Genomic DNA, 13,474 nt, shown 5'->3' on the forward strand with positions numbered 1-13,474 from the left:
TACCCCCTAAGATAATAATCCAGCAATCTTAATAATTATCCACCCTAACGGTGTGGTCGCTCCACCAACAAGATTAGCAAGCTCTGTCTTTTCATGAATACTACTTGGTAAAGTGACATTAGATAGGTTAGCAGCTTCTGTAAAACCAGCAGCAATATCTGTCCCTATATAAAGCACTAATGTCATAATAGCTATTCCGGTTATATATAATCTCACCATATTTTGTTTAAGATATGGCGCACACATGGCAAACAGAAATGAAAGCGATGCCAAATCAGTGAATGGCAATAAACGATTACCTGGTAAAATAACAGCGAGTAATAATGTCGTCGGTATCATTAGTAAACCAGTAGCCAACACCGCTGGCCTTGCAATCAATAATGCCGTGTCCATCGCAATATAAAACTCTCGATCTGGAAATCTTCTCTTTAGAAAAGTTTCAGCAGCTTCTCTAATAATATTTAAACCTTCCACAAGCACATCAACCATTTTAGGTAGTAGTACCATTACTGCCGCAACTGTTATGCCTAGTGTCATTACAGCCGCTACATCAAACCCAGCTAAAATTCCTAATAATGTTCCTATAATTGCGCCCAATGTCATAGGCTCTCCAAATATCCCAAACTTCTTTGTAACCGTTTCAGGATCTGCCTTTACATCTCTTAAACCTGGAATTCTTTCTATTATCCAATTGATCGCTATACCCACAGGAACAAATATGGCCGTAGTCCCATGTGGAAATGAAATACCTTTTAATTGATAATCCTCTTGTATACGGGTAGCTGTCTTGTCCGCAATATAGAGTGTCACTAGAAAATGTACAATTGATGCTACAACCCCTAACCAAATACTTCCTGAGAGTGTGTAAACAATTGCGCCAACAATCATAAAAATCCAAAAATTAAAGATATCAATATTCACTGTTTTTGTTGCCTTCAAGAAAAGCAGTATTATATTTACTAGTATAAGCCCAAAAACAGCGAATGGCACTATTGGTGAACCCCAACCAACCGCTGCAGCTACTGGCCAGCCTGGATCTATAATAGTTAAGTTCAAATTAAAACGCTCAACCATTGATTCTGCAGCTGGTCCAATACTTTCAAGCAATAAGGTTATAATGAGATTAATACCAACAAAACCAATTCCAACTAGCATGGCAGCTTTAAATGCTTTACCAATAGGTACCCTGAAGCATAGTGCCAATATAAAGAAAATAATCGGCATCATGACAGATGGACCTAAATCAATTACCCAATTTATCAGTTCCATAAAGCTCCCCCTAAACACTTTAAATTAAAAAATTCCCCCACAAAGAAAAGGTACTACACATACCCATTCCATATGGGGGTTTTCTCATGGACACTGAACCCTCAAATCTATTTTTTTGTTAATATAACCATAAAGAAGGTTGACTCGTTGTTACAGCCAAAAAGCCAGCTGCAAAAACAGAATCAAGTTGTTCTTTTTGATCAATAAATCCCCCTGCCAACAATGGTTTATGTGGCAAAACCTCTCTAATACGTTTAATATACTGAGTCGCAAATGGACCTGGTAGAACTTCTACTGCATCGAATTGCGATCCATTTAAAGCACTAAGAGATTGTTCAAAAGAACGTGAATCCAATAGAAAAATTCGATATATTGCTATTAACCCTATCTTCCTTGCTTGTTGGAGAACACGCTGATTGGGTGAAATGACCCCATCAACTTTAAATAAATCTTTCAACCACTTTACACCTTTTGCATCCTTTGTTAATCCTTCGACTAAATCAATATGGACAAGTACTTTTTTATTATGTTCATGGCATCTTTTCGTTAATTGACCTAAGTTACCAATATGAACATCAGATAACAATATAAATGGCGACTGACTCTTTAAAGCATCATCTAAATATTTTAACTGTCGAATGGATGGAATAACTGTTTTTTCATTAAACATATGACACCTTCTATTATTTGATAATTTTATCGTAAAACGCTTACAAAAGAGTGTCAATCTGTTTTACTTCCAGTCTATGACCCTATCTTTCGCTTAATGCCTTATAATCCTGATGGGCTTCGGCCACATTGCCACCTTTATGAATAATCGTATGAAGTGCCGCTATAGCAGCAACAGGATGTTCATTTTGTGTTACGTTTCTCCCTACCGCTACTCCCTTTGCCCCAACATTCATACAATGATGAACAAACTCTAAATACTCTTTAAAATCATTTGTCTTTGGCCCACCCAATGCTAATACTGGACGTTTAGCAGCCTGAACAATTAACTGATCATCCAACGTACCTGTAAACCTTGTTTTAATTATATCTGCTCCTAATTCTGTACCTAACCTAGCAGCTGTGGCAATGACTTCAGGTCTATTGGAGGCTTCATTTGTTACAGCATAACCATAAGGTAAGGTTTCACACATAAAAGGCATCTGCCAATGATCTGCGTCTTTCGCTAATTTCAAAGCAATTTCATGAGCAACGCCCTCATTTTTAGCACCTGGAAAAGTCATGGATATCACACCATCTGCTCCTATTCTCAATGCATCTTCAACTGAAAAGGTAGTTTGAGTAAAAGGTACACTTGGATCATAAATTTTACTAGACATATCTGCACGCAATAGCATACCTACACCAGAAAACTCTTCCACATACATTTTAGCCATTCCGTAAGTAACTAATATGGCATCTAGACCCTGTTCAATCATTTCAGGCAATAATTTAATCGATTGTTCAATCCCATTTGTTTTGTTTGAAAAATAAAACCCATCCAGAGCGAGAACTAATGCTTTCCCATCTTCAGAAAATATTCTTCGCAATCTTCTTGCTTTAAACATATAACCTCATCCTTTCTAAACCATAAAAAAGACCTCAAAAAATGCATTAACTATTTAAGCTAACGATTTATTGAGGTCTCTCATGAACACATGACCAAAATGGTTATATTTTATTTTGATACTTCTATATTATCAGAAAAATAACACCCTAGTCAAAGAGAATTAAACTCTTTACATATTTACATAAACGAAAATTTATATTACTATGAAATCGAAAACCGATATCGATTTTACAAATCAAGGAGTCTTTACTTTGGAAAACAATAAAATAATAAGAAAGTTATTTTTAGGCTTTATCCATATTCATATTTTACATCATGCGAAGGAGCACCCCATATATGGGAGCTGGATGTTGGACGAATTAAGAGAACATGGTTATACCATTAGCGCAGGTACACTATACCCAATACTCCACGGGATGGAAGCTGATGGTTTATTGCTAAAAGAGGAGCAATTGGTAGATGGAAAAATAAGAAAATATTATCGCATTACTGAAAAAGGTGCAGCTATCTTAATTGAAGCAAGAGCAAAAGCATATGAATTATTCAAAGAAATTAAAGAATAAAGGGGTCCTGCATGCAATACTTTAAACAACTACTTGAAATTTTCATTGTATCAACAAGACTTGGTTTCACCTCTTTTGGAGGACCAGTCGCGCATTTAGGTTACTTTCATCAGGAATATGTTCGTAAAAGAAAATGGATGGATGAAAAAAGTTATGCCGATCTTGTAGCATTAAGTCAATTTTTACCTGGCCCAGCAAGCAGTCAAGTCGGCATTGGCATTGGGGTCATGAGAGGTGGCGTTTTAGGTGGGATTGTATCTTTTATTGGCTTTACAATGCCCTCAGTCATTGCTCTTATTTTATTCGCTTATTTTGCTCAACAGCTTGGTCTATTGGAATTTGGTATTATCCAAGGGTTGAAAATAGTTGCTGTGGTCATTGTTGCTCATGCGATTTTAGGAATGGCGAAGAGTTTAACCCCTGACTTGACTAGGAAATCAATCGCTTTATTCGCGCTTTTAATCACCTTACTTATTCCCCATAACCTATCGCAAATTGGGGTCATTCTTGTAGCTGGATTGCTTGGTTATTTTATGTTTAGTAAAAAAGAGGAGCATGACGGTTTATCATTACAAGTACCGTTATCAAAGAAGATAGGATTGGTTTGCTTAAGTTTATTTTTTGGGCTCTTAACCATCCTTCCGATTTTAAACAATTTAATTTCAAGTACTTGGCTAAGTATGGTTGACAGTTTCTACCGGGCTGGGGCATTGGTATTTGGAGGAGGACATGTCGTTCTTCCCTTATTAGAAAGAGAATTTGTTCCTACTGGATTAATTAGTGAAGAAGCCTTTTTATCAGGGTACGCGGCTGCTCAGGCTGTGCCTGGACCTCTATTTACCTTTGCAGCATTTATTGGCGCGGATATGAATGGTTGGTTAGGAGGTATGGTTGCAACATTTTCTATCTTTTTACCTGCCATACTACTGATCTTTGGTGTCTTACCTTTTTGGCATTCATTAAGAAAGAATCAACATATAAAAGGAGCATTCATTGCCATTAATGCTGCAGTTGTTGGAATATTAATATCAGCCTTTTATAAGCCCATATGGACGAGTGCCATGATTACGCCATTAGATTTTTCCTTAGCAGCCATATTATTCTTTATGTTGGTTTATTGGAAACTTCCACCGTGGCTCATTGTTTTAGCTGGAGCACTAGGGGGAGTATTAATAGAAATGACTTGAAAGCCGTTATTGTAAAATAGCGGTTTACTTTATTTTTCCTTCATCTTTAATTTATTTTCTAGCTCCGTTACACGATGCTCTAATTCCTGCCTTTCAGCAAGCTCCATTCTTAATTTTTCCTCCATTAGTTTTCCGTTTTTCAAATATCTTTTTATTACTTTACACGCTGCTACAAATACGATGATAAGTACGGTAGGAATGATAATAACAAAAGCCAATATTATTATCCCATTAACTAACGCAAACATATCCCCAAACCCCATGATTTCTACTCCCAACTGAATGAATATCTTATTGTTTAATTAGTATATAGTCAACATTTCCATAGAGCCACTCTTTATTTTCCCACATAGGCTACTAATAGTATAAACTGAAACAACAGCTTGTCCACTCCGCCCTCCTTCGGAAAAACCCGAATGATTTCACAAAAACTTTTGATACAAGAATATTATTTTTTTATTAACTTCTATTCTACCAAATACGCTAACAGCAACACACGCACCTCATCGTACAGCAGATATTTATCTAAAAAAAGAGGATAATCTTTCATTACCCATTTTAAAAACTCATAGGTTGGGAACTGCTCAAAAAAGTTGGATGCCAATAAGGTTATTTGCCCTTAACGTAACTAAGACTACCTGCTATATTCATCCAGTATGTATTTAAATCTGGAGATAAATCTTCTAAAGGATACGATTCACCAAAATCATTATGGATCTTTGTTAAATCTTCATATGGCATAGGATGATATAGGTTTTCCCTTTTTTCCACTAACTGTATAAATATTGTTTGTCTATTGATATGATCACCACCGATTTAAATTGTTGATTGATTACATGCTTATGTTAGCAAAGGGAAAATAAAGGCTTCTATTGAGAGCTGTTCTTCCCGATATCAAAAGAACCACTGATAAAAGAAAAATCCCCCAATAGCAATGATTATGAGTAACAATAAATCTTTCCAACCCATCCCACTTACATCAGGTGATGGACTCTGACTTTTATTGATGCTATCATTTAGCGTAACTGTGGGATGATTCTTCAACTCCTTCTTCTTTCTATCTTCTGAAGGCATTTAACCACCCCTTTTTGTTTTCATTTTAGGGAAAAGCAATAGATAGCTATATTTACTGCATCGTTCCCTATCGCCACTGTCATTCTCTTTCTCTTGCAGCTTGTGTATCGCGAATATTCTTTTGTACTGCCACACTTGCAAATAAACTAAGGACAAAAGCCATCGCATAAAATCCTTTTTCGCTTAGAATAATACTGCCAGCGTTATATAACCCAATGGTCATTAATGAAACGGCGACAATTAAAGCAAACCAACTGATACCATAATAAATACCTGTCACAGGAATACCATCTTCCTTATCCCTTACCGCCTTTTGTAAAGAAATTGCGGCATACAATCCAAATATTAGAACAGCAAAATAATAGCCTTTCTCATTCAATTCCATCGCCGCATTAAATAGACCAATAATATAAGCCGCCACACCGATTAATAGCGCTGCCCATGAAGCACCTTTAAAAGCTGCTGATGGTTCCCCTTCTTTTCTTTCTTCTTTCACTTTATTACTAGTCTTTTTCACCTTTTCTATCATCAACTCTTCATCACTTGGCAACATAATCTCCACCTTTCTCAACCCCACCACACGGCTAACACAAAAGTTGACCAGCCTGACATGATGAGCTTATAATAACTACATTTTATGTTAAATTATTCTGTAAAATGTTACCGCAACCCTAAGCATATAAAATAAATAACTGCTTATCGTTAAGAAAGTGATTGGATAACTATTAGGCAACATGGCATTAAGGTAATAAGCAAAATCTTGACCAAATATGACAAATAGCGTGCTAAGGAGTAAACAAATGAAATGCCTCTTTTTGTTTAATTTAGTGTAATTATACACTTAATTAATTCGTTTAAAAATGTTTATTTATGAAAAATCTCATTTTTGAGAATAAATACCTAAAAAAAGTTAGTCCGAAAACTCGAACCAACTCCTCTTTTATCCTTTATTCAGTTTTAAATTGGCTTTTCTTATGAACAAATTCACATTAAGGATAGTTTTATACATCAAATAACCGATCATTGCCCCCATCGTATTGAGGATAATATCATCAATATCAAACTGCCCGACTTGCAAGAAAAACTGTAGAAGCTCAATAGAAAAACTCGCAGTAATGGCAGTGATGGTTACGACTGAAAAAAGACGACATTGTTTAAAAAGCACCGGAAGTAATAATCCTAATGGAAGAAAAATAAGGATATTTCCAATTGTGTTAGTTATAATAATATCCAAATTAAAAAGATCAGCATTTAACAGATAGTTGATTGTTGTTTTAAAAGGGATAATATTCAAATTCATTCCCCATTCAGAAAAATTAAAGTTAAAAAAGCTCATTTGTTCTTCTCTTGAAAAAAAATAAAAATTATATCCATAACCATTAGCATAATTCATCACTCTCTCCAAAAGCCGACCAAAAATTAACTTCCATGAGACGACTAGCGCAAACAATGAAAACAGCAACCAGCTACTCACCTTAAAGAGTCGATAGAATGGGAAGATAGATTGATTATACCCATGGGCAATGCTTTTCTGATTGCCAAAATCAGCTAGAGCCAACTGTACGGCCTCTTTTTCACTCTTGCCATTTAGCATATATTCTTGTTTCAGTAGTAAAATATGGTCAGTCATTTCATCAATGATCTCCTGTTTTTCAACATGGTTACAATCAATAGTATTTACAATTTGTTTGATATAGGATTCAATTTCTTTGTCCACTTGAGCCCCTCCGTTGTTACGTTAATCAAATCATTCACTTTTTGCCACTCGCCTAGTTTCCTACTTAATTCTGTTTTTCCACCGTTTGTTAATTGATAGTACTTTCTTCGACCACCAAGCTGTGAATCTTCCCAATATGATTCAATCCAGCCATTCTTCTCCAGCCTCTTTAAAGCCGGATACAATGTCCCTTCACTCATGTTATACAACTCATGACTGTTTTCCTTTAAGCTCTTAACCATCTCATATCCGTACATATCTTTTTTCGATAATAATGAAAGCAACAAAATATCAATACTGCCCTTCATAATCTCTTTATCCATTCTTTTTCTCCTTTATTTGGAAAGTTACTAAATATATTGTAATACGATATACATCGAATAACAAGGTACTTTATAAAAAATGTTGTCTTAATGTTTTAATAAACCAAATTTGTTATTATTTTCAGTAGTAGCATACTTTATTTCGAAGAGTGAAACCGTATGCTCGCTGTCCTCATAATACAAAATATCGTTTAATTATAGTCAATAGTAAATGGTTATAAAAAAAGAAGGCAGTCTTTATAGACCACCTTCGTGAGTAATGTAACTCTATTTCCTATAATGCGCCCATACCACCATCTACACGATATTGACCACCTGTTATGAAGCCACTCTCGTCAGAAGCAAGGAACAAGACAAGGTTTGAAATGTCGTCCGATTCAGCATATCGTCCTAGTGGAATCGCTTTTGCCAACGCATCTTGATCTGTTCCCATACCTTCTTCTAGTGAACGCATCATACGAGTGTTTACAGGAGATGGATGAACGCTATTGACACGAACATTATATGGAGCAACCTCAATGGAAGCGGCTTTGGTTAGGCCAACAACTGCATGTTTAGAAGCAATGTATGGCGTTACACCAGGACTACCGTGTAATCCCGCTACAGAAGATGTGTTGATAACACTACCGTATCCTTGTTCTTTCATGACACGAAGAACGTGTTTTAAGCCAAGGAATACACCACGAACATTTACTGCAAGTACTTTATCTAGATCTTCCACTTTTTGTTCCGTGATTGGAGCTACTTTTCCTTCAATACCAGCATTGTTAAAGAAGATATCTATTTTTCCATATCGTTCAACTGTTTCACGAACATAGTTTTCGACATCTGCTTCTTTGGACACATCTGCTTGAATGATATGTACTTCACCATATGACAGCAATTCTTCCTTTGTATTGGCTAATGCTTCATCAAATAAATCAACCAGTACGACAGTTGCTCCTTCATCTAGGAATTGTTTCGCTGTTACTTTCCCGATTCCACCAGCTCCGCCAGTTATAATTGCTACTTTATCTTTTAATTTTGTCATAATGACATTCCTCCTTGGTAATCTCAGGCTCCATTAAAACGCTTACAACAAGCCTGACCATACTATCTAACAATAGTATAAACACTACTATTCCTAGTATAAACTATTTTTGAAATAAAAATAAAATTTCATTTCTGATTTCCTTCAGGGATTAGATCTTAGCGAGTTAAAATATTTTTTTGAACATAGTGGGGGAAAGGTTCGTAAAGTGATGAGAAATAGTCAAATAAGTCTCATCATTCCACGAGTATTCTGTTTCTTTAGCTAAATGACCACAGCAATTAATGGTAAGTCCCACTATGTAAAACTAGGGAAAATTTGTTATTATTTTCAGTAGTAGCATCCTTTATTTAGAAAACTGAATACAATTTACCGAATGCTCGCTGTCCTCATAAGTATCACTTTTTCAACAAGGGCATAAGAAAAGAAGCGTTTCGTTTTTTGCCATTGTTGGATTAATACACCTGATTGTTTAATAGAAAATATCGTTTATAGGGGTATACTATGGAATTAATCTACCTTTTTATCATTTTTCTTATTCTCTTTCTCATTAGTGCAGTATTTAATATCTTCTTGAAATTGACAAAGAAGAGAGATTGGCTGATTACTTTATTTATTAGCGTTTTTTTAAGCATTATTATTTATGGAGTGCAACAATAGATTGGAAAATGGAGGGAAATTGCCTAAATGGATGATATAAAGGAACGCCTCATACAGGAAAGCGAGCAACATTTCCACACATTAATGCAACTGATTGAATCTGTTCCTGTAAGAAAAAGAAGCCTTTCCATCGAGACAGCTGACCGGGATAAAAATTTCCGCGATATTCTTATGCATCTATATGAATGGCATGCGATGTTGGAACGATGGTATAGAGAAGGCATGGCCGGAGATACACCTTCCATGCCGGCACCCGGGTATAAGTGGCGCAAAATCCAACAGCTTAATCAACAAATTTGGGAAAACTACCAAGATATGAAACTCAACCAAGCAATCAAAAAATGTAAATTAAGCCATGAGCGAATCATGAACATTATCAGGTCCCATACCACTGAAGAAATCATCACGAAAAAGCATTACAAATGGACAAAAACAAGCAATCTATATAGCTATTTTGCTGCTAATACATCCAAGCACTACTTGTGGGCAATGGGGAAATGCGAAAAGATTATCACAGAACTCAATACAATGGATTTGATTGGTGATGGGCGTAAATAGTTTTAGAATGTTCCTGCGTTACTAATTTTCTTGTTCTGAGCCTTTTTTCGCTTTGAACTTTGGCAATACGTTCGATTGCGGCCATTCACTGATTTTTAAACGCAAGTAAATCATCTGCCGCCATAAACGATGAAGTCGATGACGCCACATAAAAAAGCCCCCCACTAGAACTTCTGTGAGGGGCATCTTTCGTTTCTCTCCATTATTCAGCTTGATACTTACCTAAGAATTCCTTCACTTTATCCGCATCGGCTTTTAATTCATTGCCAGTGTCTACGAGTGGACTTACTGTAGATGAGGCTTTGAGTTTATTACCTTGGTAGTAATCAATGATTTCCTCTTGGTTGATTGAGTAAAGCACAGCTCTTCTTAGATCGGCACTTTCAGAAACGGCACGACCTTCTGTATTGAATAGAAGGTAGGATACAGCATTACTTGGAATGCTTTGTAATTGTAATTTGCTATCGCCTTCCACTGTTTCATATTTATTTTCTGGAACGCTGTATTGAATATGTGTTTCTCCGTTACGTAAGGCAGATAGTGAGCTATCGATATCGGCAATGAATCGAACGTTTACTTGGTTAATGTTTGGTTCATTTTCGGTACCTGTCATATAGCCTGGGTTTTTGTAGAATACAGCTTCATAATCATTTTTATGAGATAAGATGTATGGGCCACTTGCATATAACGTATTGTCATAGCTATCGCCTTCAGTTATTGTGTTTTGGTCACCATAAGCGATGTCCTTGTTTACATCAAAGTCTTCTACTTTATACGTATTGATTGATTCGACTTGTTCTTTTGATACAATACCTGCTGATTGGTGCGCAAGATAGTTTAATACTTGTGGGAAAGGTTCAGTTGTTGTTACCTTCACCACTTGGTATTTACCTGCCGCATTGTCTGCTGCATTATCTTCAGCCACTAACTCGGCAATCTCTGTTTCTAAGCCTTCTTCAAGTGCTGCTTTAACCGTCCCCTCGCCGCCTGAAGTTTGTACCTTTTCTAATTCTGAAACATCTGTCACCACTTCAGCTGTTTCAATATGCTCATGTAAGCTATATGTGCGGTGATCTGGTACAGAATTTTTGTCTTTCGCACGTTCTAGTGAGAAGACAACATCCTCTGCACCAACAATATCATCTGTTTCTTCTACTTTTTTATCAGTAACCTTGGCAAAATTAACGTCATCTCTTAATAAGAAATAATACTCAGAATTGCCGTCTGCAATACTAAAATTACGAGATAGGGAACCATCAGCCGTAACAACATCATCATCTGTTAAGTTTACAAGGCGAATATACATATTCGAATTTAACATATTGATCGAACCATCATTCCCTTTAATTGGATCAAGGGAAGTTAATGTTGAAAGTGTTTGTGACAATACGAGTGGATCTGTTTCTCTCTTCGCTTCATCTTGGAAATCAATCGTTTCCCATGCTAAAGAGCGGGATTTAGAAAGGCGAACAGAATCTGGTACTAGCACATCTTTATTCAATGCTTGTGTTTTGTATGAGCTATATAATGGTGCAATATAAGCTTTATCAAATACAAGTTTTTCCTCGAATTCCTTATATGTTTTCGCGTATTCTTCTGGTGTTTCAGTACTTGCTTTATTTATTAACTCATCAATCTCTTTATCAGCCATAATGCTGTAATCTCCGTCGCTAATAAACAATGAACGCACAGCGTAATCTGGGTTTCCTGTTACAGTCGTCCAATTTGTTAAAGCAACATCATAGTTTCCTGCATCTTGTTGTGCAGTAAAGCTGCCATAGTCAGGTTGGATGTTTAGTTTTACATCAAAACCATTTTTCGTTAATTGGTCACGAACAATGTTCATGTCCTCTTCATTACTGCTCATGCCAAGAATCTCTATTGTTGGCTTAGAGCCATCACCACTACCTGAACCTTCATTCTCAACATCAGATTTTGTATTCACACATCCTGTTAAAATTAATGTAAATATTAACAAGAATGATAGTACCGCCTTTTTCATCTGCTTTCCCCCCTGAAAGTCTTTTAATTTATTAATCAAGCTTAGGGTCAAGTGCGTCACGCAACCCATCCCCAAGAAAGTTAAACGATAAAACAAGTGCAATAATAGCAATACCAGGGTAAATGGCTAAGTAAGAATGTGATTCCAAATATGCACTACCTACTTTTAAGATATTCCCCCACTCCGGTATATGCGGCTCAATTCCTAATCCTAAGTAACTTAAACTACTTGTGGCAATCACTGCGCCTCCGATTGTTAACGTTGCTTTTACAATCATTGGTGCCAGACTATTTGGGACAATCTGTTTAAAAATAATCGATAAATTACTTGCTCCCAGCGCACGAGCCGACATGACATATTCCATATTGGAAATCATCAGCACATTTGCTCGCATTGTTCTTGCATATGTTGGAATGGAACCAACACTTAAGGCAATCACTAGTGTCGTTGTGCTTGCTCCGAAAGCTGCGATAATAACAATCGCCAGTAAAATACCTGGAATCGCATATAAAACGTCTAATAAGCGCATTAAAATATTATCCGTGCGTTTTCCATAATAACCAGAAATCGCTCCTAGAATCCCACCAACCACAAACGGAATTAAGGTTGATAAAACCCCTACAATCAGAGATATTCTCGCCCCAAAGACAATGCGGGAAAAAACATCGCGACCAAAATTATCTGTACCTAAAGGATAGGCAAGACTCGGCATTTGTAATGTAGCACCATAATTATTTTCAATCGCCATATCATAATCAAAGGTCCAATAACTGCAAATCGATAAGGTGAAAATAAACAGAATGAAAAATAATCCTAGCATCGCTGTCATATTACTCGCAATTTTCTCCCATATCGCATACCATTTGGCAACAGTAGATGGCGTTTTGCTAAGCACTTCTAATAGCATAAATAGACCTAAGGCAAGGGCAAATAAGTTTCCAGTAAATGAAGTGATAATCAATAAAATCCCAACATATAACTTCCATTTCGGTGACTGGCCTTTATCCTTTATCACAAGGAATAGTACAACCAACTGGAAAACAAAAATGACCAGTAACAGAAACATACCCATTAAAAACGTGTTCGCTACATACGGTTTAAATAAGTTTAATGCAGATACGGCCAAACAATAGAATTGCGTCATCAACATAAACATTGTAAATAAGTATTGTGGGTTTTTTTTCTTTTTAATGAGCCCAAATGCAAAAGCGGTTGTGAAAATATTACCCACCAGTACACTTAATAGCTGAATGTAACCCCAAATTCTTGTCGATGCGCGAATAACGCCATCTCTTTTCAAATCCCGCTTTACTTGATAAGCAATAAAAGCTTGAATGATAGAGAAAACGGCATAAGCAATAAATAATGTAAAGAAAAATGGCTTGATTGCCCCCGCGGAAAAATCAATGCCTGCAAGCAGAAAAATCAGCGTTAAGGCAATCGAGACAACAAGGGCAAAGTTTGCCTGCGTATATTCAGATGTCGCCTTTAAGGCGAATTTTTTTAACAAGCTATCTTTATGAGTAGACATGC

Annotated in this window: 17 protein-coding genes; 3 read left to right on the plus strand and 14 right to left on the minus strand. The window is 36.3% G+C overall.

Going from position 1 to position 13,474, the window contains the following annotated elements; all coding sequences use genetic code 11:
* Window positions 1–6: 6 nt before the first annotated feature.
* The 3 genes from MHH73_RS20105 to MHH73_RS20115 all read right to left on the minus strand — a co-directional run bounded on the left by MHH73_RS20105 (window position 7) and on the right by MHH73_RS20115 (window position 2,825).
* A complete protein-coding gene (locus MHH73_RS20105) occupies window positions 7–1,269 on the minus strand; it encodes a PTS galactitol transporter subunit IIC (RefSeq protein ID WP_191813339.1) in 1,263 nt (420 codons plus the stop codon).
* Window positions 1,270–1,387: 118 nt separating this feature from the next.
* Entirely contained in the window at window positions 1,388–1,939 is a 552-nt protein-coding gene (locus tag MHH73_RS20110) for a glycerol-3-phosphate responsive antiterminator (protein ID WP_191813341.1), read from the minus strand.
* A gap of 82 nt (window positions 1,940–2,021) precedes the next feature.
* The gene (locus MHH73_RS20115) at window positions 2,022–2,825 is read right to left on the minus strand and encodes a class I fructose-bisphosphate aldolase (protein WP_341068961.1); all 804 of its coding nucleotides are present in this window, start codon (window positions 2,823–2,825) and stop codon (window positions 2,022–2,024) included.
* A 205-nt stretch (window positions 2,826–3,030) separates the two neighbouring features.
* Here MHH73_RS20115 and MHH73_RS20120 point away from each other — a divergent pair, with 205 nt between their 5' ends.
* Together MHH73_RS20120 and chrA are read left to right on the plus strand one after the other, a co-directional pair.
* Window positions 3,031–3,390: a PadR family transcriptional regulator gene (locus MHH73_RS20120; protein WP_191813346.1), complete on the plus strand. Its 360-nt coding sequence runs from the start codon at window positions 3,031–3,033 to the stop codon at window positions 3,388–3,390.
* A gap of 11 nt (window positions 3,391–3,401) precedes the next feature.
* The gene (gene chrA, locus MHH73_RS20125) at window positions 3,402–4,577 is read left to right on the plus strand and encodes a chromate efflux transporter (protein WP_341068963.1); all 1,176 of its coding nucleotides are present in this window, start codon (window positions 3,402–3,404) and stop codon (window positions 4,575–4,577) included.
* 29 nt (window positions 4,578–4,606) lie between these two features.
* On the opposite strand, the gene MHH73_RS20130 is transcribed toward chrA, so the two are convergent.
* From MHH73_RS20130 to MHH73_RS20155, 8 genes are all read right to left on the minus strand, one after another.
* Window positions 4,607–4,840: a hypothetical protein gene (locus tag MHH73_RS20130; protein WP_191813350.1), complete on the minus strand. Its 234-nt coding sequence runs from the start codon at window positions 4,838–4,840 to the stop codon at window positions 4,607–4,609.
* Window positions 4,841–5,043: 203 nt separating this feature from the next.
* Window positions 5,044–5,181, minus strand: coding sequence for a YxiJ family protein (locus MHH73_RS22510; RefSeq protein WP_445662532.1), 138 nt, complete (start codon window positions 5,179–5,181; stop codon window positions 5,044–5,046).
* A 5-nt stretch (window positions 5,182–5,186) separates the two neighbouring features.
* Entirely contained in the window at window positions 5,187–5,348 is a 162-nt protein-coding gene (locus MHH73_RS22515) for a YxiJ family protein (protein WP_445662533.1), read from the minus strand.
* A gap of 123 nt (window positions 5,349–5,471) precedes the next feature.
* Window positions 5,472–5,651, minus strand: a complete 180-nt coding sequence (locus MHH73_RS20135; protein ID WP_341068967.1) for a DUF6366 family protein — start codon at window positions 5,649–5,651, stop codon at window positions 5,472–5,474.
* Window positions 5,652–5,730: 79 nt separating this feature from the next.
* On the minus strand, window positions 5,731–6,180 hold the full coding sequence (yiaA, locus tag MHH73_RS20140) for an inner membrane protein YiaA (RefSeq protein WP_341069854.1): 450 nt from the start codon (window positions 6,178–6,180) through the stop codon (window positions 5,731–5,733).
* Between the two features lie 411 nt (window positions 6,181–6,591).
* Window positions 6,592–7,368 (minus strand): VanZ family protein, encoded by a 777-nt coding sequence (locus tag MHH73_RS20145; protein ID WP_341068970.1) that lies wholly within the window; start codon window positions 7,366–7,368, stop codon window positions 6,592–6,594.
* Complete coding sequence (locus MHH73_RS20150; RefSeq protein WP_191813363.1) at window positions 7,329–7,691, minus strand: PadR family transcriptional regulator; 363 nt, start codon at window positions 7,689–7,691, stop codon at window positions 7,329–7,331. Before MHH73_RS20150 ends, MHH73_RS20145 begins: the two co-directional genes overlap by 40 nt.
* 274 nt (window positions 7,692–7,965) lie before the next feature.
* Entirely contained in the window at window positions 7,966–8,721 is a 756-nt protein-coding gene (locus MHH73_RS20155; RefSeq protein ID WP_341068973.1) for an SDR family NAD(P)-dependent oxidoreductase, read from the minus strand.
* A 687-nt stretch (window positions 8,722–9,408) separates the two neighbouring features.
* Here MHH73_RS20155 and MHH73_RS20160 point away from each other — a divergent pair.
* Window positions 9,409–9,939: a ClbS/DfsB family four-helix bundle protein gene (locus MHH73_RS20160; protein WP_341068976.1), complete on the plus strand. Its 531-nt coding sequence runs from the start codon at window positions 9,409–9,411 to the stop codon at window positions 9,937–9,939.
* Between the two features lie 21 nt (window positions 9,940–9,960).
* Here MHH73_RS20160 and MHH73_RS20165 read toward each other — a convergent pair whose 3' ends face one another.
* From MHH73_RS20165 to MHH73_RS20175, 3 genes are read right to left on the minus strand one after another with little or no spacing between them, the layout of a single operon-like run.
* On the minus strand, window positions 9,961–10,089 hold the full coding sequence (locus MHH73_RS20165) for a hypothetical protein (RefSeq protein WP_263600745.1): 129 nt from the start codon (window positions 10,087–10,089) through the stop codon (window positions 9,961–9,963).
* Window positions 10,090–10,141: 52 nt separating this feature from the next.
* Window positions 10,142–11,941 (minus strand): ABC transporter substrate-binding protein, encoded by a 1,800-nt coding sequence (locus MHH73_RS20170; protein ID WP_341068980.1) that lies wholly within the window; start codon window positions 11,939–11,941, stop codon window positions 10,142–10,144.
* A gap of 31 nt (window positions 11,942–11,972) precedes the next feature.
* The gene (locus tag MHH73_RS20175; RefSeq protein ID WP_341068984.1) at window positions 11,973–13,472 is read right to left on the minus strand and encodes an ABC transporter permease; all 1,500 of its coding nucleotides are present in this window, start codon (window positions 13,470–13,472) and stop codon (window positions 11,973–11,975) included.
* Between the last annotated feature and the right edge of the window lie 2 nt (window positions 13,473–13,474).

Source organism: Cytobacillus sp. FSL K6-0265 (genome assembly GCF_038003465.1).
Lineage (GTDB): Bacteria > Bacillota > Bacilli > Bacillales > Cytobacillaceae > Cytobacillus > Cytobacillus stercorigallinarum.

Coding starts and splice junctions, on each gene's coding strand:
- MHH73_RS20105 (WP_191813339.1), bottom strand. CDS start 1,269: ATGGAACTGATAAATTGGGTAATTGATTTAGGTCCATCTGTCATGATG.
- MHH73_RS20110 (WP_191813341.1), bottom strand. CDS start 1,939: ATGTTTAATGAAAAAACAGTTATTCCATCCATTCGACAGTTAAAATAT.
- MHH73_RS20115 (WP_341068961.1), bottom strand. CDS start 2,825: ATGTTTAAAGCAAGAAGATTGCGAAGAATATTTTCTGAAGATGGGAAA.
- MHH73_RS20120 (WP_191813346.1), top strand. CDS start 3,031: ATGAAATCGAAAACCGATATCGATTTTACAAATCAAGGAGTCTTTACT.
- chrA (WP_341068963.1), top strand. CDS start 3,402: ATGCAATACTTTAAACAACTACTTGAAATTTTCATTGTATCAACAAGA.
- MHH73_RS20130 (WP_191813350.1), bottom strand. CDS start 4,840: ATGGGGTTTGGGGATATGTTTGCGTTAGTTAATGGGATAATAATATTG.
- MHH73_RS20135 (WP_341068967.1), bottom strand. CDS start 5,651: ATGCCTTCAGAAGATAGAAAGAAGAAGGAGTTGAAGAATCATCCCACA.
- yiaA (WP_341069854.1), bottom strand. CDS start 6,180: ATGATAGAAAAGGTGAAAAAGACTAGTAATAAAGTGAAAGAAGAAAGA.
- MHH73_RS20150 (WP_191813363.1), bottom strand. CDS start 7,691: ATGGATAAAGAGATTATGAAGGGCAGTATTGATATTTTGTTGCTTTCA.
- MHH73_RS20155 (WP_341068973.1), bottom strand. CDS start 8,721: ATGACAAAATTAAAAGATAAAGTAGCAATTATAACTGGCGGAGCTGGT.
- MHH73_RS20160 (WP_341068976.1), top strand. CDS start 9,409: ATGGATGATATAAAGGAACGCCTCATACAGGAAAGCGAGCAACATTTC.
- MHH73_RS20165 (WP_263600745.1), bottom strand. CDS start 10,089: ATGTGGCGTCATCGACTTCATCGTTTATGGCGGCAGATGATTTACTTG.
- MHH73_RS20170 (WP_341068980.1), bottom strand. CDS start 11,941: ATGAAAAAGGCGGTACTATCATTCTTGTTAATATTTACATTAATTTTA.
- MHH73_RS20175 (WP_341068984.1), bottom strand. CDS start 13,472: ATGTCTACTCATAAAGATAGCTTGTTAAAAAAATTCGCCTTAAAGGCG.